This window comes from Mycolicibacterium madagascariense (assembly GCF_010729665.1).
Taxonomy (GTDB): Bacteria; Actinomycetota; Actinomycetes; order Mycobacteriales; family Mycobacteriaceae; genus Mycobacterium; species Mycobacterium madagascariense.
Genome location: NZ_AP022610.1, coordinates 2,705,845 through 2,726,075 on the forward strand (window position 1 = coordinate 2,705,845; position 20,231 = coordinate 2,726,075).

At 70.6% G+C, this 20,231-nt stretch carries 19 protein-coding genes; 14 read left to right on the top strand and 5 right to left on the bottom strand.

The annotated features are described in order from the left end of the window. The first annotated feature begins 43 nt into the window (after positions 1–43). The 11 genes from G6N60_RS12775 to secG all read left to right on the top strand — a co-directional run bounded on the left by G6N60_RS12775 (position 44) and on the right by secG (position 11,795). Positions 44–760 (top strand): hypothetical protein, encoded by a 717-nt coding sequence (locus G6N60_RS12775; RefSeq protein WP_163737452.1) that lies wholly within the window; start codon positions 44–46, stop codon positions 758–760. Beyond that, on the top strand, positions 757–2,085 hold the full coding sequence (locus tag G6N60_RS12780) for a MurL-like N-terminal domain-containing (RefSeq protein WP_246240613.1): 1,329 nt from the start codon (positions 757–759) through the stop codon (positions 2,083–2,085). Before G6N60_RS12775 ends, G6N60_RS12780 begins: the two co-directional genes overlap by 4 nt. Then, positions 2,082–3,419 (top strand): UDP-N-acetylmuramoyl-L-alanine--D-glutamate ligase, encoded by a 1,338-nt coding sequence (gene murD / locus G6N60_RS12785; protein WP_163737455.1) that lies wholly within the window; start codon positions 2,082–2,084, stop codon positions 3,417–3,419. Before G6N60_RS12780 ends, murD begins: the two co-directional genes overlap by 4 nt. A 9-nt stretch (positions 3,420–3,428) precedes the next feature. Next, positions 3,429–5,423, top strand: coding sequence for an excinuclease ABC subunit UvrC (uvrC, locus tag G6N60_RS12790; RefSeq protein WP_163737459.1), 1,995 nt, complete (start codon positions 3,429–3,431; stop codon positions 5,421–5,423). Beyond that, positions 5,420–6,328 carry an RNase adapter RapZ gene (gene rapZ / locus G6N60_RS12795; protein ID WP_246240616.1) on the top strand — a complete coding sequence of 303 codons (909 nt, stop codon included), beginning with the start codon at positions 5,420–5,422 and terminating at the stop codon, positions 6,326–6,328. The genes uvrC and rapZ overlap by 4 nt, the downstream gene beginning before the upstream one ends. Continuing rightward, positions 6,325–7,326, top strand: coding sequence for a gluconeogenesis factor YvcK family protein (locus G6N60_RS12800; protein ID WP_163737462.1), 1,002 nt, complete (start codon positions 6,325–6,327; stop codon positions 7,324–7,326). Before rapZ ends, G6N60_RS12800 begins: the two co-directional genes overlap by 4 nt. 13 nt (positions 7,327–7,339) lie before the next feature. After that, entirely contained in the window at positions 7,340–8,317 is a 978-nt protein-coding gene (gene whiA, locus G6N60_RS12805) for a DNA-binding protein WhiA (RefSeq protein ID WP_163743877.1), read from the top strand. Between the two features lie 145 nt (positions 8,318–8,462). After that, a complete protein-coding gene (gap, locus tag G6N60_RS12810) occupies positions 8,463–9,485 on the top strand; it encodes a type I glyceraldehyde-3-phosphate dehydrogenase (protein WP_163737465.1) in 1,023 nt (340 codons plus the stop codon). 9 nt (positions 9,486–9,494) lie between these two features. Then, complete coding sequence (locus G6N60_RS12815; RefSeq protein WP_163737469.1) at positions 9,495–10,721, top strand: phosphoglycerate kinase; 1,227 nt, start codon at positions 9,495–9,497, stop codon at positions 10,719–10,721. 4 nt (positions 10,722–10,725) lie between these two features. Next, positions 10,726–11,511, top strand: a complete 786-nt coding sequence (tpiA, locus tag G6N60_RS12820) for a triose-phosphate isomerase (RefSeq protein WP_163737472.1) — start codon at positions 10,726–10,728, stop codon at positions 11,509–11,511. Between the two features lie 44 nt (positions 11,512–11,555). Further along, positions 11,556–11,795, top strand: coding sequence for a preprotein translocase subunit SecG (gene secG / locus G6N60_RS12825; protein ID WP_163737475.1), 240 nt, complete (start codon positions 11,556–11,558; stop codon positions 11,793–11,795). On the opposite strand, the gene G6N60_RS12830 is transcribed toward secG, so the two are convergent. After that, entirely contained in the window at positions 11,776–12,792 is a 1,017-nt protein-coding gene (locus tag G6N60_RS12830) for an ankyrin repeat domain-containing protein (RefSeq protein ID WP_163737478.1), read from the bottom strand. The genes secG and G6N60_RS12830 overlap by 20 nt on opposite strands. 131 nt (positions 12,793–12,923) lie before the next feature. On the opposite strand from G6N60_RS12830, the gene G6N60_RS12835 reads away from it, so the two are divergent. Genes G6N60_RS12835 through ppc form a run of 3 tightly spaced genes read left to right on the top strand, consistent with a single transcriptional unit; the run spans position 12,924 to position 16,794 of the window. Next, positions 12,924–13,496, top strand: coding sequence for an MspA family porin (locus tag G6N60_RS12835; protein WP_276028094.1), 573 nt, complete (start codon positions 12,924–12,926; stop codon positions 13,494–13,496). After that, entirely contained in the window at positions 13,493–13,933 is a 441-nt protein-coding gene (locus G6N60_RS12840) for a hypothetical protein (RefSeq protein ID WP_163737482.1), read from the top strand. The genes G6N60_RS12835 and G6N60_RS12840 overlap by 4 nt, the downstream gene beginning before the upstream one ends. A gap of 53 nt (positions 13,934–13,986) precedes the next feature. Continuing rightward, positions 13,987–16,794 (top strand): phosphoenolpyruvate carboxylase, encoded by a 2,808-nt coding sequence (gene ppc / locus G6N60_RS12845; RefSeq protein WP_163737485.1) that lies wholly within the window; start codon positions 13,987–13,989, stop codon positions 16,792–16,794. A gap of 86 nt (positions 16,795–16,880) precedes the next feature. Here ppc and G6N60_RS12850 read toward each other — a convergent pair whose 3' ends face one another. The 4 genes from G6N60_RS12850 to opcA are packed head-to-tail and all read right to left on the bottom strand — an operon-like array spanning position 16,881 to position 20,208. Continuing rightward, a complete protein-coding gene (locus G6N60_RS12850) occupies positions 16,881–18,167 on the bottom strand; it encodes a cytochrome (RefSeq protein WP_163737488.1) in 1,287 nt (428 codons plus the stop codon). Further along, positions 18,168–18,539 (bottom strand): ATPase, encoded by a 372-nt coding sequence (locus G6N60_RS12855; protein ID WP_163737491.1) that lies wholly within the window; start codon positions 18,537–18,539, stop codon positions 18,168–18,170. It lies immediately after the preceding gene. Positions 18,540–18,559: 20 nt separating this feature from the next. Beyond that, entirely contained in the window at positions 18,560–19,300 is a 741-nt protein-coding gene (pgl, locus tag G6N60_RS12860) for a 6-phosphogluconolactonase (RefSeq protein WP_163737493.1), read from the bottom strand. Next, positions 19,297–20,208 (bottom strand): glucose-6-phosphate dehydrogenase assembly protein OpcA, encoded by a 912-nt coding sequence (opcA, locus tag G6N60_RS12865; RefSeq protein WP_163737496.1) that lies wholly within the window; start codon positions 20,206–20,208, stop codon positions 19,297–19,299. The genes pgl and opcA overlap by 4 nt, the downstream gene beginning before the upstream one ends. Between the last annotated feature and the right edge of the window lie 23 nt (positions 20,209–20,231).

Consider the following 20,231-nt stretch of genomic DNA (forward strand, 5'->3'; position numbering starts at 1 on the left):
AGTACGGTAGAATTCGCAGATAGTGACCCATTTTCGCACGTCGGTGACCGCTCCGGAAACCGACTCCTCCCAGTTGTGCGCGACGCAGCTCATCGTCCGTCCCGGGACCCTGCCGACGCTCGTGTTCCCCGTCGTCGGCGGCCGTCCACCCGACGTCGACGAGGCGTGGCGGTATCTCGCCGAACCCGCGGAGTTCTTCGGTGTCGCGATGCCGGACCGGTCGGATCTCGCGACCGCGCTGGCGGGTGCGTCCACCGCGGCGGCGACCGCCATCACCGTGACGCTGACCGACACCGCCATCCTGGTGTCCCGCGCGCCGGTGACGCCGTGGCAACCGGTGCCCGTGTTCGTCGCGGGTGACGCGTCGGTGCCGCACGCGCATCTGGCCACCGATCCCTGGTGGCGGAGGATGGCCGCCCGGACCACCAGCAGGGGCGAGCTGGATCAGCGCGAGCGCTTGCTGAACGAGCGCGGCTACGCCGACGGGTTGTGCGGCGGCGTACCTCTACTCGGCGCGCTGGTGTGCCAGACCCCCGACGGCGCGGTCGGCGTCGACAACCCCGAGCCGACGTCGATCCTCGACCAGTTGACCCGCTGCGGTGCCCTGGCCGGGGTCGAGCGGGTCGCTGCGTGTCCCCCCGACGCCGAGCGGGTCTGGTGGGTGTCGCCACGCTTCGAGACCCACCCGGTGGCCGAGGTCGCCGGTGCGGCGTTCCCGGTCGACGCCGACACGGTCCCGTCGTTCGCGAGGTGGTCGTGAACCCGTTCGATCCAACGTCCTTCCGCGCCATGACGATCGACGGCTGGGAAGTGAGCTCCGACGGCACGTTCAGCGCCCACTTCACCCTGCGCGGTGACCGTGACGAGTCGTTCACCGAGGTCGTCGAGTTCGGCCCGGCGCTCGGCGGGCGCACCCCGGATGACCGGCTGCTGCGGTTGCTGGCGCTGACCTGTTCGCCGAGCTACTACAAGGCGGCCGCCCCGCCCGCCATCGAGATCGCCTTTCCCACCACCGGATTCGAGCGGCACTACCTCAGCGAGCTGATCGCCGGGGGGCTGGGGGAGTTCGCCTATCGCAACGGGCTGCCGGCCGCGCTTACGCCGGTGATCAGCGGTGCCGAGGCCGACGTGGCGGTCGGTCCCGCCGACGGCTGGGACCCCGAGGCCGCACCGCTGGTGCCCGTCGGCGGAGGCAAGGACTCCGTCGTGACCATCGAGGCGCTCAAGCGGCACGGGTTCCACCCGATGCTGTTCAGCGTCAACGAGTTCGACCCCATCGACCGCTGCATCGCGATCAGCGGGCTCGACAGCGTGCGGGTGCGGCGCCGGATCGACCGCAGGCTGATCGAGGCCAACGCGCGGGGCGCCCACAACGGGCACGTGCCGGTCACGGCGATCAACAGCGTCATCGGTCTCGTCGTCGCCGATGCGAACGGCCTCGGGCCCGTCGTCCTGTCCAACGAGCGGTCCTCCAACGTGGGCAACGTGACGTGGGAGGGGCGCGACGTCAACCACCAGTGGTCGAAGAGCATCTCCTACGAGACCTTGCTGCGAGACACGTTGGCGGCCTACGGGTTCGATCCGGATCGCTACTTCTCGCTGTTGCGTCCGCTGTCGGAATCCGAGATCGCCGACCGCTTCCGCAGCAGCCCGCAGTACTTCCGCGACTTCATCAGCTGCAACCGGCCCTTCGCGATCGACGCGGGCCGCCGCGGGGCGACCTGGTGCGGCCACTGCCCGAAGTGCCTGTTCGTCTACGGCCTGATGGCGCCGCGACTCGGCCGCGCCGAGGTGTCGGCGATCTTCGGCCACGACCTCTACGCCGAGACGGACAATCGGCCCGGTTTCGAGGACATCGTCGGCCTCGGGGTGCACAAGCCCTTCGAATGCGTCGGCGAGTACTACGAGGCCGCGCAGTCACTCCTCGACGTGCTCGACGACGATGCGTGGTCCGGCGTGCCGCTGGTCGAGGAATTCCGTTCGCGCCGTGACGAACTCGAGAAGGTCGCCGCCGGCGCCGACGACGGCGGCAGCGCGGTCGACTACGTGCCCGACCGGTACCGCGGCGCGCTGGCCGCGACGTGACACCGCCACCGTCCGACCTCGCGGGGCTGACGGTCGGCATCTGGGGTTTCGGGCGCGAGGGCGTCTCCGTCGCCAGGACCGCCGCCGCGGCGGGTGCCGCGCGCATCGAAGCCGTCGACGACGCCGGCCGCCTTCCCTTCGAGGAGCCCGAGGGCATCGACGGTCTCGTGGTGTACCGCGGCCCCGAGCACCTCGACCGGCTCGGCGAGTGCGACGTCGTCTTCGTCAGCCCCGGGGTGCCGTGGCGCCAGCCTGTCTTCGAGGCGTTGCGCGGATCGGGCATCCGGGTCACCAGCGCGGCGGACTGGTTCATGGCCCGCCACGGCGCGGCGACGATCGGCGTCACCGGCACCAAGGGCAAGAGCACGACCGCGTCGTTCCTCGGGCACCTGCTGACCGGGATGGGGGTCGACACCGTCGTGGCGGGCAACATCGGCACGCCGCTGTCAGACCTGGCGCCCGCCCCGGACGCCGTGGTCGTGGCGGAGCTGTCCAGTCAGCAGGCGGCGCTGCTGACCACCTCGCCGGCGGTCGCGGTGATCACGAATCTCTACCAGGACCACCTGGACTGGCACGGCGACCGCGACGAGTACTACCTGGCCAAGGCCAACGTGTTTCGCCGCGGCGCCCGCACGCTGGTCACGACCCCCGAGGTGGTCGGCGCGCTCGACCGTCTCGGCGTCGCACCCCCGCAGGACCGGCTGCGGCTCGTCGACCCCGCCTCGGTGCGCGCCACGCCCGCGGGCGACGGCCGATCGGTGATGACCTACGAGCACAACCGCATCAACGGTGCGCTGGCCGCGGCCGCCGCCGAGGAGGTCCTCGGCAGGCCGGTTTCACCGTCGGAGTTCGACGCCGCCGTGCTCGGCTACGGGGGTCTGCCGCACCGCCTACAGACGGTGCGCACCACGGGACGCATCCGGTGGATCGACGACACCCTGGCGACGACGGGGGAGAGCGTGACCGCCGCCCTGCGGGCGATGGATCCGGCCGAGCACGTCGCGCTGATCGTCGGCGGGCTGGACCGGGCGCTGAACTACGACCAGCTCGACGCCTACCTGCGCAGCGGGGCCCGCCGGGTGTCGCTCATCCAGGCGCCGACGAATGGCGTCGCGATCGGCCGGGGGTTCGCCGCGGACCATCCGTCGCGGACCCACGTGGTCTCCGGACTCCGGGAGGCCGTGCGCACCGCCGCGGCGCTGCCCGACGTCGACGTCGTGCTGCTGTCGCCGGGGGCGGCCAGCTACGACCTGTTCGCCAACTACGCCGCCAAGGGCGCCGCGTTCTGCGCCTACGTGGACGACCTCGTGACCGGCGTCGGCGGCCCCAACTAACCTGTAATCGTGCCCGATCCCGCGACCTACCGGCCTGCGCCGGGCTCGATACCCGTCGAGCCCGGCGTATACCGATTCCGCGATCCGCACGGCAGGGTGATCTACGTCGGCAAGGCGAAGAGCCTGCGCAGCCGGCTCAACTCCTACTTCGCCGATCTGTCCGGGCTGGCGCCGCGCACCCGGCAGATGGTGATGACGGCGGGCAGCGTCGAGTGGACGGTCGTCGGCACCGAAGTCGAAGCGCTGCAACTGGAATACAACTGGATCAAGGAATTCGACCCGCGGTTCAACATCCGCTACCGCGACGACAAGTCCTACCCGGTGCTGGCGGTGACGCTCAACGAGGAGTACCCGCGGCTGTTCGTCTACCGCGGCCCGCGTCGCAAGGGCGTGCGGTACTTCGGCCCCTACTCCCATGCCTGGGCGATCCGCGAGACGCTCGACCTGCTCACCAGGGTCTTCCCGGCCCGCACGTGTTCCAACGGAGTCTTCAAGCGGCACAATCAGATTGGCCGACCCTGCCTGCTCGGCTACATCGACAAGTGCTCGGCGCCGTGCGTCGGTCGGGTCTCGGCCGAGGAGCACCGCAGGATCGTGCTGGACTTCTGCGACTTCCTGGCGGGCAAGACCGACCGGTTGGCCCGCGACATGGAACAGCAGATGAACGCCGCCGCCGCGGAGCTCGACTTCGAGCGCGCCGCCCGGCTGCGCGACGACATCGGCGCGCTCAAGCGGGCGCTGGAGAAGCAGACGGTGGTGTTCGGCGACGGCACCGACGCCGACGTGGTCGCCTTCGCCGACGACGAGCTCGAGGCCGCCGTGCAGGTGTTCCACGTCCGCGGCGGCCGGGTCCGCGGCCAGCGCGGCTGGGTGGTCGAGAAATCCGGTGAGCCAGGCAAATCCGGTCAGGAGCACCTGGTGGAACAGTTCCTCACGCAGTTCTACGGCGACCAGGCCGAGCTGGGTGGCGCCGCGGACGACGCCACCAACCTCGTCCCGAGGCAGGTGCTGGTTCCGGTGCTGCCGGACAACGCCGAGGAACTCGAGACGTGGCTGTGCGAGCTGCGCGGCTCCAAGGTGCAGATCCGGGTGCCGGTGCGCGGTGACAAGCGCGCGCTCGCCGAGACGGTGCACCGCAACGCGAAGGAGGCGCTGCAGCAGCACAAGCTCAAGCGGGCGGGGGACTTCAACGCCAGATCCGAAGCGCTGCAGAACATCCAGGAATTCCTGGGTCTGGCCGACGCCCCGCTGCGCATCGAGTGCATCGACATCAGCCACGTGCAGGGCACCGACGTGGTGGCCTCGCTGGTGGTGTTCGAGGACGGACTGCCCCGCAAGTCGGACTACCGGCACTACGCCATCCGGGAGGCCGCCGGTGACGGGCGCTCCGACGACGTCGCCTCCATCGCCGAGGTGACCCGGCGGCGCTTCGCCCGGCACGTAGCCGACGCTCAGGCGCCCGTCGTCGAGGACGGGAAGGCCCGACGCTTCGCCTACCCGCCCAACCTGTTCGTCGTCGACGGTGGCGCGCCGCAGGTGAACGCGGCCGCCGCCGTGCTCGACGAGCTCGGCGTCACCGACGTCGCGGTGATCGGGCTGGCCAAGCGGCTCGAGGAGGTGTGGGTGCCCGCCGAGGCCGATCCGGTGATCATGCCGCGCAACAGCGACGGGCTGTATCTGCTGCAGCGCGTGCGCGACGAGGCCCACCGCTTCGCCATCAGCTACCACCGCAGCAAGCGGTCCAAGCGGATGACCGCCTCGGCACTAGACTCCGTGCGGGGGCTGGGGGAGCACCGGCGCAAGGCGTTGGTGACGCACTTCGGGTCGGTGGCCCGGTTGAAGGACGCCAGCGTCGAGGAGATCACCTCGGTGCCGGGAATCGGGGTGGCCACGGCGAACGCCGTCCTGGAGGCGCTCGGGGTGCCTACGATCAGGGACGAGGATTCAGCGATGACGGGCCAGGACATGACGATCAGCGAGCAGCCCGGGCAGGACCACGCGTGAACGAGGCCGTGCACGACGGTCCCAGCACCGAGGAGCCGACGGCGGGCATCGACGTCGTCCTCGTCACGGGGCTCTCGGGCGCGGGCCGCGGCACGGCGGCCAAGGTGCTCGAGGACCTCGGCTGGTACGTCGCCGACAACCTGCCGCCCGAGCTCATCGCACGGATGGTCGAGCTGGGGTTGGCGGCGGGCTCGCGCATCACCCAGCTCGCCGTCGTCATGGACGTGCGCTCCCGCGGGTTCACCGGCGATCTGGAGTGGGTCCGCAACGACCTCGCGACGCGTGACATCACACCGCGCGTGCTGTTCCTCGAGGCGTCCGACGACATCCTGGTGCGCCGGTACGAACAGAACCGGCGCAGCCACCCCCTGCAGGGCAATCAGACTCTGGCGGAGGGCATTACCGCCGAGCGCACGATGCTGGCGCCGATCCGCGCGGCGGCCGACCTGGTGATCGACACGTCGTCGCTGCCGGTGCCCGCGCTGCGCGAGACGATCGAGCGGGCCTTCGCCGCGGAGACCGTGGCCCACACCAACGTCACCGTGGAGTCCTTCGGCTACAAGTACGGGCTGCCGATGGACGCCGACACCGTGATGGACGTGCGGTTCCTGCCCAACCCGCACTGGGTCGACGAACTGCGCCCGCACACCGGTCAGCATCCCGCGGTGCGGGACTACGTCCTCGGTCAATCAGGGGCGGCGGACTTCATCGACACCTACCATCGTCTGCTGGACGTCGTCATCGACGGATACCGCAGGGAGGGCAAGCGCTACATGACCGTCGCCATCGGTTGCACGGGCGGCAAGCACCGCAGCGTGGCCATCGCCGAGGCGCTCGCCGGGCGCCTCGGCGCCGAGGGCGAATTGACGGTGCGGGTGCTGCACCGGGATCTGGGCCGCGAATGAGCGCCCGCATCGTCGCGCTCGGCGGGGGCCACGGCCTGTATGCGACGCTGTCGGCGCTGCGTCGGCTGACCCCGCACGTGACGGCGGTGGTCACGGTCGCCGACGACGGCGGTTCGTCGGGTCGGCTGCGCAGCGAGCTGGACATCGTGCCCCCGGGCGATCTACGAATGGCGTTGGCGGCGTTGGCTTCCGACACTCCGCACGGTCACCTGTGGGCCACGATCATGCAGCACCGGTTCGGCGGCAGCGGCGCGCTGGCCGGTCACCCGATCGGCAACCTGCTGCTCGCCGGCTTGAACGAGGTGCTCGCCGATCCGGTCGCCGCGCTCGACGAGCTCGGCCGCATCCTCGACCTCAAGGGCCGGGTGCTGCCGATGTGCCCGATCGCCCTGCAGATCGAGGCCGACGTGGCCGGTCTGGAGTCCGATCCGCGGATGAGCCGCGTGATCAGGGGGCAGGTCGCGGTGGCCACCACGGTCGGCAAGGTCCGCCGGGTGCGGCTGCTGCCCGGCAACCCGCCCGCGACGCGGCAGGCGGTCGACGCGATCATGGCGGCCGACCTGGTGGTGCTCGGCCCCGGCTCGTGGTTCACCAGCGTCATCCCGCACGTGCTGGTGCCCCAGCTGGTGGCGGCACTGCAGGCGACCGAGGCGCGCCGCGCGCTGGTGCTCAACCTGGTGGCCGAGCCGGGTGAGACCGCGGGATTCTCCGCCGAGCGGCACATTCACGTATTGGCCCAGCACGCACCGGGTTTCACCGTGCACGAGATCGTGGTCGACGCAGCCCGCGTGCCCGGAGAGCGCGAACGTGATCAACTGCGGCGCACGGCGGCCAGCCTCGACGCTCAGGTCGAGTTTGCTGACGTATCCAGACCTGGTACACCATTACATGACCCGGCGAGGTTGGCTGCTGCGCTGGAGCGGGTGCGACTGCGCGGCAGGGCACCCGTCACGCCGACGGTGCCAACTGCCGCCGCTCGGTCGGTCGACGAGAGGTGACGGATTCGTGGCGATGACAGCCGAGGTCAAGGACGAGCTCAGCCGACTCGTGATCAACTCGGTCAGCGCGCGTCGGGCCGAGGTCGCCTCCCTGCTGCGCTTCGCCGGGGGCCTGCACATCGTGTCGGGCCGGGTGGTCGTCGAGGCCGAGGTGGACCTCGGGGTGATCGCGCGCCGGCTCCGCAAGGACATCCACGATCTCTACGGCTACAACGCCGTCGTCCACGTGCTGACGGCCAGCGGCATCCGCAAGGGCACCCGCTACGTCGTCAGGGTCGCCCAGGACGGCGAGGCGCTCGCCAGGCAGACCGGGCTGCTCGACCTGCGCGGCCGGCCGGTGCGCGGGCTGCCGGCGCAGGTCGTCGGCGGTAGCGTCGGTGATGCCGAAGCCGCTTGGCGCGGAGCGTTTTTGGCGCACGGCTCGCTGACGGAACCCGGGCGTTCGTCGTCACTGGAGATCAGTTGCCCCGGCCCCGAGGCGGCCCTCGCCCTGGTGGGTGCGGCCCGGCGCCTCGGCGTGAGCGCGAAGGCACGCGAGGTGCGGGGCAGCGACCGCGTCGTCGTGCGCGACGGCGAGGCCATCGGCGCGCTGCTGACCCGGATGGGCGCCCAGGACACCCGGCTGACGTGGGAGGAGCGCCGGCTGCGCCGTGAGGTGCGGGCCACGGCCAACCGCCTGGCCAACTTCGACGATGCGAACCTGCGCCGCTCCGCGCGCGCCGCAGTGGCAGCCGCGGCCCGGGTCGAGCGGGCACTCAACATCCTCGGCGACTCGGTGCCCGACCATCTCTCGGCGGCGGGCAAGCTGCGCGTCGAGCACCGGCAGGCGTCGCTCGAGGAGCTCGGCAGGCTGGCCGATCCGCCGATGACGAAGGACGCGGTCGCCGGCCGCATCCGACGACTGCTGTCGATGGCCGATCGCAAGGCCAAGCAGGACGGCATCCCCGACACCGAGTCCGCGGTGACCCCGGACCTGCTCGACGACGCGTGACCCGGGCCCGGCACACCGAGCCGCGGCGGCGGTCCGGCCGCCCACTGACCAGCCTTCGCGCCGTGATCGGCGCACCACTAGGCTGACGACCGAGAAATTCGACTTCAGACATCCGCCAGGGATCGAGACCTAAGGAGTACAGACAGTGACGGTTCGAGTAGGCGTAAACGGGTTCGGACGCATCGGCCGTAACTTCTTCAGGGCCCTCGACGCGCAGAAGGCGTCCGGCAAGAACGCCGACATCGAGATCATCGCGGTCAACGACCTGACGGACAACGCGACGCTGGCGCACCTGCTGAAGTTCGACTCCATCCTCGGCCGGTTGCCGTACGAGGTCAGCCTCGAAGGCGACGACACCATCGTCGTCGGCGACACGAAGATCAAGGCCCTCGAGGTCAAGGAGGGGCCGGCCGCGCTGCCGTGGGGTGACCTCGGCGTCGACGTGGTGGTCGAGTCCACCGGCATCTTCACCAACGCCGCGAAGGCCAAGGGACACCTCGACGCCGGTGCGAAGAAGGTCATCATCTCCGCGCCCGCGACCGACGAGGACATCACGATCGTGCTGGGCGTCAACGACGACAAGTACGACGGCAGCCAGAACATCATCTCCAACGCGTCGTGCACCACGAACTGCCTGGGCCCGCTGGCCAAGGTGCTCAACGACGAGTTCGGCATCGTCAAGGGCCTCATGACGACCATCCACGCCTACACCCAGGACCAGAACCTGCAGGACGGGCCGCACAAGGATCTGCGCCGCGCCCGCGCCGCCGCGATCAACATCGTGCCGACCTCCACCGGCGCGGCCAAGGCCATCGGCCTGGTGCTGCCCGAGCTGAAGGGCAAGCTCGACGGTTACGCGCTGCGGGTGCCGATCCCCACGGGTTCGGTCACCGACCTGACCGCCGAGCTGTCGAAGTCGGCCAGCGCCGACGAGATCAACGCCGCGTTCAAGGCCGCCGCCGACGGACCGCTCAAGGGCATCCTCAAGTACTACGACGCGCCGATCGTGTCCAGCGACATCGTCACCGATCCGCACAGCTCGCTGTTCGACTCCGGCTTGACCAAGGTCATCGACAACCAGGCCAAGGTCGTGTCGTGGTACGACAACGAGTGGGGTTACTCCAACCGCCTCGTCGACCTGGTCGCCTTGGTCGGCAAGTCGCTCTGACCGTCGACGATGGCGATCAGATCACTCGAGGACCTGCTGGCTGACGGCGTCGAGGGCCGCGGCGTCCTGGTGCGCTCGGACCTGAACGTGCCACTCGACGACGAGGGCAACATCACCGATCCGGGCCGGATCCTGGCGTCGGTGCCCACGCTCAAGGCGCTTTCGGACGCCGGTGCCAAGGTCGTCGTCGCGGCGCACCTCGGCAGGCCCAAGGGCGGACCCGACCCGAAGTTCTCCCTCGCCCCGGTCGCTGCGGCACTGGGCGCCCAACTGGGCAGGCACGTCCAGCTCGCCGGTGACGTGGTCGGCTCCGACGCGCTCGCGCGTGCGGAGGGACTGACCGACGGTGACGTCCTGATGCTGGAGAACGTCCGCTTCGACCCGCGGGAGACCAGCAAGGACGACGCCGAACGGCTCGCGTTGGCGAAGGCGCTGGCCGAACTGGTCGGGGGCGCCGACGGCTCCGGTGGCGCGTTCGTCTCCGACGGGTTCGGCGTGGTGCACCGCAAGCAGGCCTCGGTGTACGACGTGGCCACCCTGCTGCCGCACTACGCGGGCACGCTGGTGGCCACCGAGGTCAAGGTGCTCGAGCAACTGACGTCGTCGTCCGATCGGCCCTATGCGGTGGTCCTCGGCGGCTCGAAGGTGTCCGACAAGTTGGCGGTCATCGAGAACCTCGCGACGAAGGCCGACAGCATCGTCATCGGCGGCGGCATGTGCTTCACCTTCCTTGCGGCGCAAGGTGTTTTGGTGGGTACGTCGCTGTTGCAGCCGGAGATGATCGACACCTGCAAGAAACTGCTCGAGGACTACGGCGACGTCATCCACCTGCCGGTGGACGTCGTGGTGGCCGAGCAGTTCTCCGCCGACGCGTCGCCGGAGACCGTCGCGGCGGACGCGATCCCCGACGATCGGATGGGCCTGGACATCGGCCCGGAATCCGTCAAGCGCTTCACGGCCCTGCTGTCCAACGCCAGGACCGTGTTCTGGAACGGTCCGATGGGCGTCTTCGAGTTCCCGGCGTTCGCGGCGGGGACCAGGGGTGTCGCGGAGGCCGTGGTCGCCGCGACGGCCAAGGGCGCGTTCAGCGTGGTGGGTGGCGGTGACTCGGCAGCGGCGGTGCGCCAGCTCGGCCTGCCCGACGACGGCTTCTCCCACATCTCGACCGGTGGCGGTGCGTCGCTGGAATACCTCGAGGGCAAGGAACTGCCCGGCATTCAGATACTGGAGTCCTGACGACATGGCCCGCAAGCCGCTCATCGCCGGCAACTGGAAGATGAACCTCAACCACTTCGAGGCCATCGCGCTGGTGCAGAAGATCGCATTCTCGTTGCCGGACAAGTACTTCGACAAGGTCGACGTGACCGTCATCCCGCCGTTCACGGACCTGCGCAGCGTGCAGACCCTCGTCGACGGCGACAAGCTCCGGCTCACCTACGGCGCCCAGGACGTGTCGAAGCACGACTCCGGTGCCTACACCGGCGAGGTCAGCGGGTCGTTCCTCGCCAAGCTGGGGTGCTCGTTCGCCGTCGTCGGGCACTCCGAGCGGCGCACCTATCACCACGAGGACGACGCGCTGGTCGCCGCCAAGGCCGCGGCGGCGTTGAAGCACGGGTTGACCCCGATCGTCTGCATCGGCGAGGGCCTCGAGATCCGCGAGGCCGGCGACCACGTCGCCTACAACGTCACGCAGCTGAGGGGTTCGCTGGCGGGTCTGTCAGCCGAGCAGATCGGCGCGAGCGTGATCGCCTACGAGCCCGTCTGGGCGATCGGCACCGGCCGGGTGGCCAGCGCGGCCGACGCCCAGGAGGTGTGCGCGGCGATCCGCGCCGAACTCGGCGAGTTGGCGTCCCCCGCGATCGCCGACACCGTGCGCGTGCTCTACGGCGGGTCGGTGAACGCCAAGAACGTCGGCGAGATCGTCGGCCAGGCCGACGTCGACGGTGCACTGGTCGGTGGCGCGTCGCTGGACGGCGAGCAGTTCGCCATCCTGTCCGCGATCGCCGCGGGCGGACCGCTTCCCTGACCCCGCAGCCCTGATCACCGGCGGCGCCCGGTATTCTGGCGGCCATGATTTTGGCTCTGCAGATCACCCTTGCCGTCACCAGTGTCCTGGTGATCCTGTTGGTGCTGCTGCATCGGGCCAAGGGCGGCGGCCTGTCGACGCTGTTCGGCGGCGGCGTTCAGTCGAGCCTGTCGGGCTCCACGGTCGTCGAGAAGAACCTGGACCGACTGACGCTGTTCGTCACCGGGATCTGGCTCGTCTCGATCGTGGCCGTCGCGCTGCAGATCAAGTACGGCTCGAAGTAGCCCGCAGCAGCGCGGCCGTGGCGTCGGCGTGACCGTGCTCCGCCCAGCCCAGGGGAGTGGCACCGTACGTGGTGTCGACGACCCCGGTGTCCGCGCCACAGTCGAGTAGCGCCCGAACCAGTTCGACGTCACCGATCCAGGCGGCGTGGTGCAGCAGGGTGTGACCGTCGAACGCAGCGTCGAGGTCACCGCCGGCGGCAGCCAGTTCCCGCACGCCAGCGGGAGTGCCCGCACCGGCGATGGGTGGCAGGGGTCCGCGTGGCCGCCAGGGCGAGGGTGCGTTCGCCGGGCATCCCTCGGTGAAGCCGTGCGCGGCCAGCAGGGCCAGCCGGTCGGTGAATCCGTGGTCGCGTGCCCAGTCGACCTGACGCCGCACCATCTCGTCCGGCGTCTCCAGCGCGGCGCCGAGGCGTCGCTGCCATGGGCCGCCGTCACCGCGACCGAGCCCGGCGCGCAACAGGATTCGCAGATGGCCGTCGTCACGGCCGAACATCCGGTCGTACAGCGTCTGGGCGTCGTTCGGATCGGCGCCCCGGTCGAGCAGCAGGCCGGCCAGTGCGTCGCCTGCCGGATGTCGCGGCTGTCGGCCGGGACCGTGCTCGCCCTCGCCGAAGCACAGGGTCAGCACGGTGAACGGGGTCGGTTGGTCCGGTGACGCGTAGCCCGCATTGGGGTCGGCCCCCGCGTCGAGCAGGAGCTGGGCCGTTGCCAGCGGGTCCCGCTGCGGCACCCGCGACGCGGCCACGTGGAACAACGCCGTCCATCCGCGCGCACCGCCGGGTGCGTCGACGTCCTGCGGCCGCTGCTCGAGATGCCTACGCACCGCGGCGGGATCGCCGACGACGGCCGCCGCGTGGATGCTGCGCTCGGGCAGATCGGGGTGAGCGTCCAGGACGGCCGTGGCGGCCGCCCAGCGGTCGGGACCATCGTCGTGGGCGTAGCCCAGGCAGGCCAGCGACAAGAACTCGGTCAGCGGATCGGTCGTGTTTGCCGCCACGTCACCATTCTGTCAAGACGCGGCTGCGGACATGCCAGGAATCACTCAGCAGTAGACCTTACGATCAGCGCGTGCTCAGACTTCTCCGCGCAGGCGCCTTCGCGGCGGTTCTTCTCTGCGTGGGTGGGGGGATGGCCCGGGCCGATCCGCTCCCGGTCGAAGACGTGACGCAGTCGGCGGATACCGACGACGGGTGGCACCTCAGCGCGTCGCTGACGCGCATGACGATCAACTCGGTGCCCAACATGGCCGCGACGGCCTTCACCAGGGAGGGCTTCGTCACGGGCAAGGCCGCCGCTGCGATCGACGGCAGCGGCACGTCGGCGGTCAATTCGGGCACGCTGGTGGTCGGGCTGCAGCTGGGCTGCCAGATCGACCTCAGCGAGGGCGGCAGCATCGGCGGGGACGCCGACCTCGGGGTCAGTCCCGGGTTCAACGGCACCAACCTCTTCAACGACGTCGGCCCCTACGCCGATCTCGGCGGCAACGTGTCCATCAACCTCCTGCCGGGCACCATCACCAACGTCGGGCTCGGCAAGAAGGCGCTCAAGGGCCGCACCGGCGAGATCGTCGTGCACGACGCGCACGTCAAGGTCGACGCCTGCGGCGGGGCGGTCTCCATCCGCTTCTTCACGTCGGTGATGATCGACACCGACAAGTCCGACGACAGCGTCAACGCCTACGGGGACATCCTCTCGCTGTGAGACATCTCAGATTTGCCGCCGCCGCGCTGAGCGCGGGCGTGCTGGTCCTCGCTCCGGTCGCCGTCGTCGTCGCGGGGCCCGCCCGCGCCGACTGCACCAGCGCCGGTGACTTCGGTGCCGGCTCGGGGTGCCCGCCCCCGGGTGACACGTCGGGGGGCGGCTCGGGTGAATCGTGGCCGCCCACGTCGGTGGACTGGCCGCCGTCGCAGGATTCCAGCGACTCGTCGAGCAGCGGTGACAAGTCCACGCCGATCGTGCTGCCCGACGGCCAGACGGCACCGACTCGGCCCGCCCACCCGGCCGACACGAGCAGCGCGTCGGGCGGCACGTCCAGCAGCTCGTCCACCAGCACGTCGGCCTCGCCCACGCCGATCGTCCCGGTCGGGGCGGTGGCGACCGCGGCCCCCTCGACCGTGATCGTGGCTCCGGGGGGCTAGGCACCGTCGGCCTCGCCCTGCGGCCCGATCCCGGTACGCCGATACTTGACGCCATGGCAGACGCTCCCGACACCGCCCTCGCACCCATCGGCTCGGTGCGCCGCACCCAGGTAGGCCGCGAGGCCACCGAACCCATGCGCGAGGACATCCGACTGCTCGGCGCGATCCTCGGCGACACGGTCCGGGAACAGAACGGCGACGAGATCTTCGACCTGGTGGAGCGCGCCCGGGTGGGCTCGTTCCAGGTGCGGCGCTCCGAGATCGACCGGGCCGAGCTGGCCAGCCTGTTCGACGGCATCGACGCCAAGAAGGCGATCCCGGTCATCCGCGCGTTCACCCACTTCGCGCTGCTGGCCAACGTCGCCGAGGACATCCACCGCGAACGCCGTCGCGCCATCCACGTCGCGGCGGGCGAACCGCCGCAGCGCAGCAGCCTGGCGGCGACCTATCTCAAGCTGGAGTCCGCCGACCTCGACTCCAAGACGGTCGCCGAGTCGTTGGCCGGGGCGCTGGTGTCACCGGTCATCACCGCGCACCCCACCGAGACGCGGCGCCGCACGGTGTTCGACACCCAGCACCGGATCACCGAGCTGATGCGGCTGCGGCTGCGCGGCCACGAGCACACCGACGACGGCCGCAGCATCGAGCTCGAGCTGCGCCGCCACATCCTGGTGCTCTGGCAGACGGCACTGATTCGGTTGTCGCGGTTGCGGATTCAAGACGAGATCGAGACGGGTCTGCGCTACTACCAGGCGGCGTTCTTCGACGTGATCCCCAAGGTCAACGCCGAGGTGCGCACGGCGCTGCAGGCCCGCTGGCCCGAGGCGCACGTGCTCGAACAGCCCATCCTGCGTCCGGGCTCCTGGATCGGTGGTGACCGCGACGGCAACCCGAACGTCAACGCCGAGGTGGTCAGGCTGGCCACGGGCAGCGCCGCCTACACCGCGTTGGCCCATTACCTCGCCGAGCTCAGCGCGCTCGAGCAGGAGCTGTCGATGTCGGTGCGGCTGGTGCACGTCAGCGAGGAGCTGCAGGCCTTCACCGACGCGCACGGCGAGCCGGAGCGGGCCGACGAGCCCTACCGTCGCGCGCTGCGCGTCATCCACGCTCGCCTGACGGGGACGGCCGGCGAGATCCTCGACCGCCAACCGGAACACCTGCTCGACCTGGGGCTGCCGAGCTACTCGACGCCCGCCGAGTTCCTCGCCGACCTGGACCTCATCGACGCGTCCCTGCGCGCCAACGGCAGCACGGTGCTGGCCGACGACCGGCTGGCCCGGTTGCGAGAAGCCGTGCACGTCTTCGGGTTTCACCTCTCCGGACTGGATCTGCGGCAGAACTCCGACGTCCACGAGGAGGTGATGGCCGAGGTGCTCGCGTGGGCGGGCGTGCATCCCGACTACCGCTCGCTGGCCGAGTCCGACCGCGTCGAGCTGTTGACCGCCGAGCTGGCCACGCGCCGACCGCTGATCGGCCCCGGTGCGGAGCTGTCCGAACTGGCCCGCAAGGAGCTCGACATCACCGCGGCCGCCGCCCGCGCAGTGCGGGTGTTCGGTCCGGAAGCCGTGCCCAACTACATCATCTCGATGTGCGAGTCGGTGTCGGACATGCTCGAGGCCGCGGTGTTCCTCAAGGAGGCAGGCCTGCTCGACGCGTCCAGCGAGCAGCCCTACAGCCCCGTCGGGGTCGTGCCGCTGTTCGAGACCATCGACGACCTGCAGCGCGGATCGACCATTCTCGAAGCGGTACTGGACATTCCGCTGTACCGCGACCTCGTGCACGCCCGCGGCGAACAGCAGGAGGTCATGCTGGGGTACTCCGACTCCAACAAGGACGGCGGGTACCTGGCGGCCAACTGGGCGCTCTACCGTGCCGAGCTCGACCTCGTCGACACCGCCCGCAAGACGGGAATCCGGTTGCGGCTCTTCCATGGTCGCGGCGGGACCGTCGGCCGCGGCGGCGGGCCGAGCTACGACGCGATCCTGGCGCAGCCGCCGGGCGCCGTGAAGGGCTCGCTGCGCCTCACCGAGCAGGGCGAGGTCATCGCCGCCAAGTACGCCGAACCGACCATCGCGCACCGCAACCTGGAGACCCTGCTGGCCGCCACGCTGGAATCCACGCTGCTGGACGTCGAGGGTCTCGGCGACGCGGCCGAGCCCGCCTACCGGGTGCTCGACGATCTGGCCGCCCGCGCCCAGCGCGCGTACTCCGAATTGGTGCACGAGACACCGGGTTTCGTGGACTACTTCAAGCAGTCGACACCGGTCAGCGAGATCGGCGCCCTCAACATCGGCAGCCGGCCCGCCTCCCGCAAGCCCACCACGGCGATCTCCGACCTGCGCGCCATACCGTGGGTGCTGGCGTGGAGCCAGTCCCGCGTGATGCTGCCGGGCTGGTACGGGACGGGGACCGCCTTCCAGGACTGGATCGACGCCGGACCGGAATCCAGCCAGGACAGGCTCGCCGTGCTGCAGGACCTCTACGAGAAGTGGCCGTTCTTCCGCTCGGTGCTGTCGAACATGGCCCAGGTGCTCGCGAAGGCCGACATGGGACTGGCGGCCAGGTACTCCGAGCTCGTCGCCGACGAGGCGCTGCGGCACCGGGTATTCGACCGGATCGTGGCCGAGCACGACAGGACGCTGGCGATGCTGCGCCTCATCACCGGCCAGGACGATCTGCTGGCCGACAACCCCGCCCTCGCGCGCTCGGTGTTCAACCGCTTCCCCTACCTCGAGCCGCTGAACCACCTGCAGGTGGAGCTGTTGCGGCGCTACCGTTCCGGCGACGAGGACGAGTTGGTGCAGCGCGGCATCCTGCTGACGATGAGCGGGCTCGCCACGGCGCTGCGCAACAGCGGGTAGCGCCTCACTGTCATCCCGCGAGCAGCCGCAAACATGCGCCTTTCCGCGGCGTGTCGCGCACTTTGGCGTCTGCTCGCCGGGGGGTGTCAGCGGCGGGCGTACCGGATGACGCAGGGGTCGGCCGAGCGCGCGACGCCGCCGATCTGCGCGGGCACCGATCGCGGATACTCGGCCCAGGCCGGCGTCACGTCATAGCGGCCGCACAGACGGATCATGGCCATCGTCATGGCCGACAGCGAAAACGATTGCGCCGGACAGGAATGTCTGCCGTGCCCGAAGGCCGTCACCAGCATCGGCGACGCCAGCGCAGTCGTGTCGGCCAGGCGGTGGCGATGCCATCGGTCGGGATCCCACTCGTGCAGCCCCGGCGCGGCCGAGGCGTTGAGCAGCGGCAGCAGGGTCGCGATGGTCCATCCGGGTGGCACGTCGACGACGCCGACGCCGGTGTCGAACGCGACCGGCTGCACCACGGCGCGGGCCATGATGGAGCGCTGCGCCAGCCGCGTGCTCTCCAGGGCGCAGCGCTGAGCCAGCTCCCGATCACCCGACGCGACCAGCCGCAGCCGATCGGGGTCGGCCACCAGGTCGACGATCGCCCAGCCCAGCGCCGCCATCAGGTTCGACATCGAGGCGACGTGAATGAGCGCCACGTCCATCGCGATGCCGCGGGAGCGCTCTTCCGCGGGTTCGCCCGCCCACGCGTCGACGATGCGGCCGAACAACCCCGCGCCCGGTGCGTCACCCGCCTCCTGCCGACGCACGGCCGCGTCGACGACCGCGGCGACGTCGTCGAGGGCGGCCCGCTCGGCGCGCTTCCCCGACGCCGCGACGGCCGCCATCGCGTCGGGGTGGACGAACGCCTCGGACCCGTCGAGCACGTCGAACGCCGCCACCAACCGCTCGAAGGCCGCCCCGTCGGCGCTGCCCGGACCGGCCCACGACGCCAACCCCATGCGATGACCGAGCCGCCGCACGAGTGCGAACAGGTCGACCTCGCCGCGCGCGCCCAGTTCGCGCTCGGTCGCGTCGAGGGCCTCGGCGAGGTTGACCAGATAGGACGACACGTCGTCGCGACGGAACAGCGCGGCAGGCAGCAGCCGCCGGCCGGTGAACACCTCGTCGGGCAGTTTGCGCCGCAGCATCAGGTAGTCGGCGAGCCCCTTGCTGGCCGCGTCCTCCGGCAGCGCGTAGAACGACTCGACGCCGGTGGCGGAGAACGTGAACAGGTAGTCGTCGCCGGCGCTGCGCACCACGAAGGCGTCGCCGTGCGTGGCGCGGGCCGCGGCGATGGCCCCCACCGCATCGTCGACGGGGACGTCCCAGGGCAGGCCGATCCCGTCGGCGACGGGCAGGACGTCGAGGGGGCCGGGCACTCAGATGCCGGTGGTCCTGCGCACGGCGTTGAGCGCACCGCGAACCGCATGCTCGGTGGCCGACCACGGCGCGATCACCGACTCGCCGAGCCCTACGATGCGCTCGACCCGGTCCACGATAACCTCGAGGCGTTCGACGACGCCGATCAGCCGCGGCGCCAATTCGTCGATGCGGGTGATGGTCTGGTTGAACCGCTCCAGCGTGGCGTCCAGCCCGCTGGTCGACTTGTCGAGGTCGCTCAGCGTGTCGCCGAGTTCGGTGAGCAGGGTGTCCACCTGCTCCACCGTGACGTCGGCGTTGAGCGCCGCCTGCGTCAAGGTCCTGATCCGCTGGCGCCCGCTGGTCGAGCGGCCGACTCCCTTGTCTGCCATGGCAGACAGTATGGGGGTTGCTAGAGGTCCGCCGCGGCGGCTTTGTCGAGGAGCCACACCGTCGCGTCGCGGCCGACCGCGCCCGCCGCGGGGAAGTCCTCGGCGCTCGCGCCGTTGACGGCGGCCGCGACCGCCTCGGCCTTCTCGCTGCCCGAGACCACCAGCCACACCTCCCGCGACCTGACGACCGCGGGCAACGTCAGCGTTAGGCGCTGCGGCGGGGGCTTGGGGGAGTCGGTGACGCCGACGACGAACCGCTGGGTCTCTGCGGTGGCCTTGGTGTGGGGGAACAGCGAGTTGACGTGCCCTTCCGGGCCCATGCCGAGCAGGTGCACGTCGAATTCCGGGGTGGGCCCACCGCCGGGGGCATTGGCGGCCAGGACCTGCTCGTAGGCGAGCGCGGCGGCGTCGATGTCGGCGCCGAACTCACCGTCGCTGGCCGGCATGGCGTGCACGTTGGCGGCCGGGATGTCGACGTGATCCAGCAGCGCCTCGCGGGCCTGCTTGTCGTTGCGCTCGTCGTCGTCGGCGGGGACGTAGCGGTCGTCGCCCCAGAACACGTGCACCTTGGACCAATCGACCGCGTCGTCGTTGTCGCCCAGGTGCTTGAGCATCTTGATCCCGGTGCCGCCGCCGGTCAGCGAGACGTAGGCCGCGCCGCGGGCGCCGATCGCCGCGGTGATGGCGCCCGCCAGCCGCTGTCCGGCCGCCGCCACCAGGGCATCGGAGTCCGCGTACTTCTCGATCACCGTCTCGCTCACAGGTACTCCACCTTGTCGATCCCCTTCAGCGCCTCGAGATAGATGTCATCGGCGTCGAGCCGTCGCAGGTCCTCGGCGAGGCAGTCGCGAGTCTCCCTGCGGCCCAACGGAAGTTTGGCCTCGGGCTGGGCCGTCCTGGTCAGGCTGGCGGTGACGCCGTCCTGCGGTCGGCTCAGCGTGATGGTCTCGCTGGGCCGCACCAGCTCGACCTTGAGCTCGCCGCGGGCCCGTTGCACCGGGCCGTTGATGCGGCTCGCGAGCCAGCCGGCGAGGACGTCGAGGGCCGGCTCCTCGGCGCGGCCGGACACCAGCGCGGAGGTGATGTCCTCGTGGGGGCCTTGGTCGATCGCGGAGGTCAGCATCGCCCGCCAGTACGTGATCCGGCTCCAGGCCAGATCGGTGTCGCCGGGAGTGTAGCCCTCCAGCCGACTCTTGATGCACGCCAGCGGGTCGGTGCCGAAGGTCGCATCGGTGATGCGGCGAATCGCCAACTGGCCCAATGGATCTCGTGCCGGGACGCGCGGCGCGACGTCAGGCCACCAGGCCACCACCGGGGTGTCGGGCAGCAGGAACGGCGTGACGACGCTGTCGGCGTGCGCGGCCAGCGGACCGGTCAGCTTGAGCACCACCACCTCGCCGGCCCCGGCGTCGTGCCCGACCCGGATCTGGGCGTCCAGCTTGGGGTCGGCGGCGTCGCGATCGACCGGGAGCACGACGATCACGCGGCACGGGTGCTCGCGGCTGGCCGCGTTGGCCGCCTCGATGGACTCCTCCAGCATGTCCTCGCTGTCGGGGGCGATGACCAGGGTCAGCACCCGCGCCATCGTGAACGCGCCGCCCTCTTCGCGCAGACCGTCGAGCTTCTTGTTGACCGCGGTCGTCGTGGTGTCCTCGATGTCGACGATCACGATTGACGGCTCCTCGCGTAGGC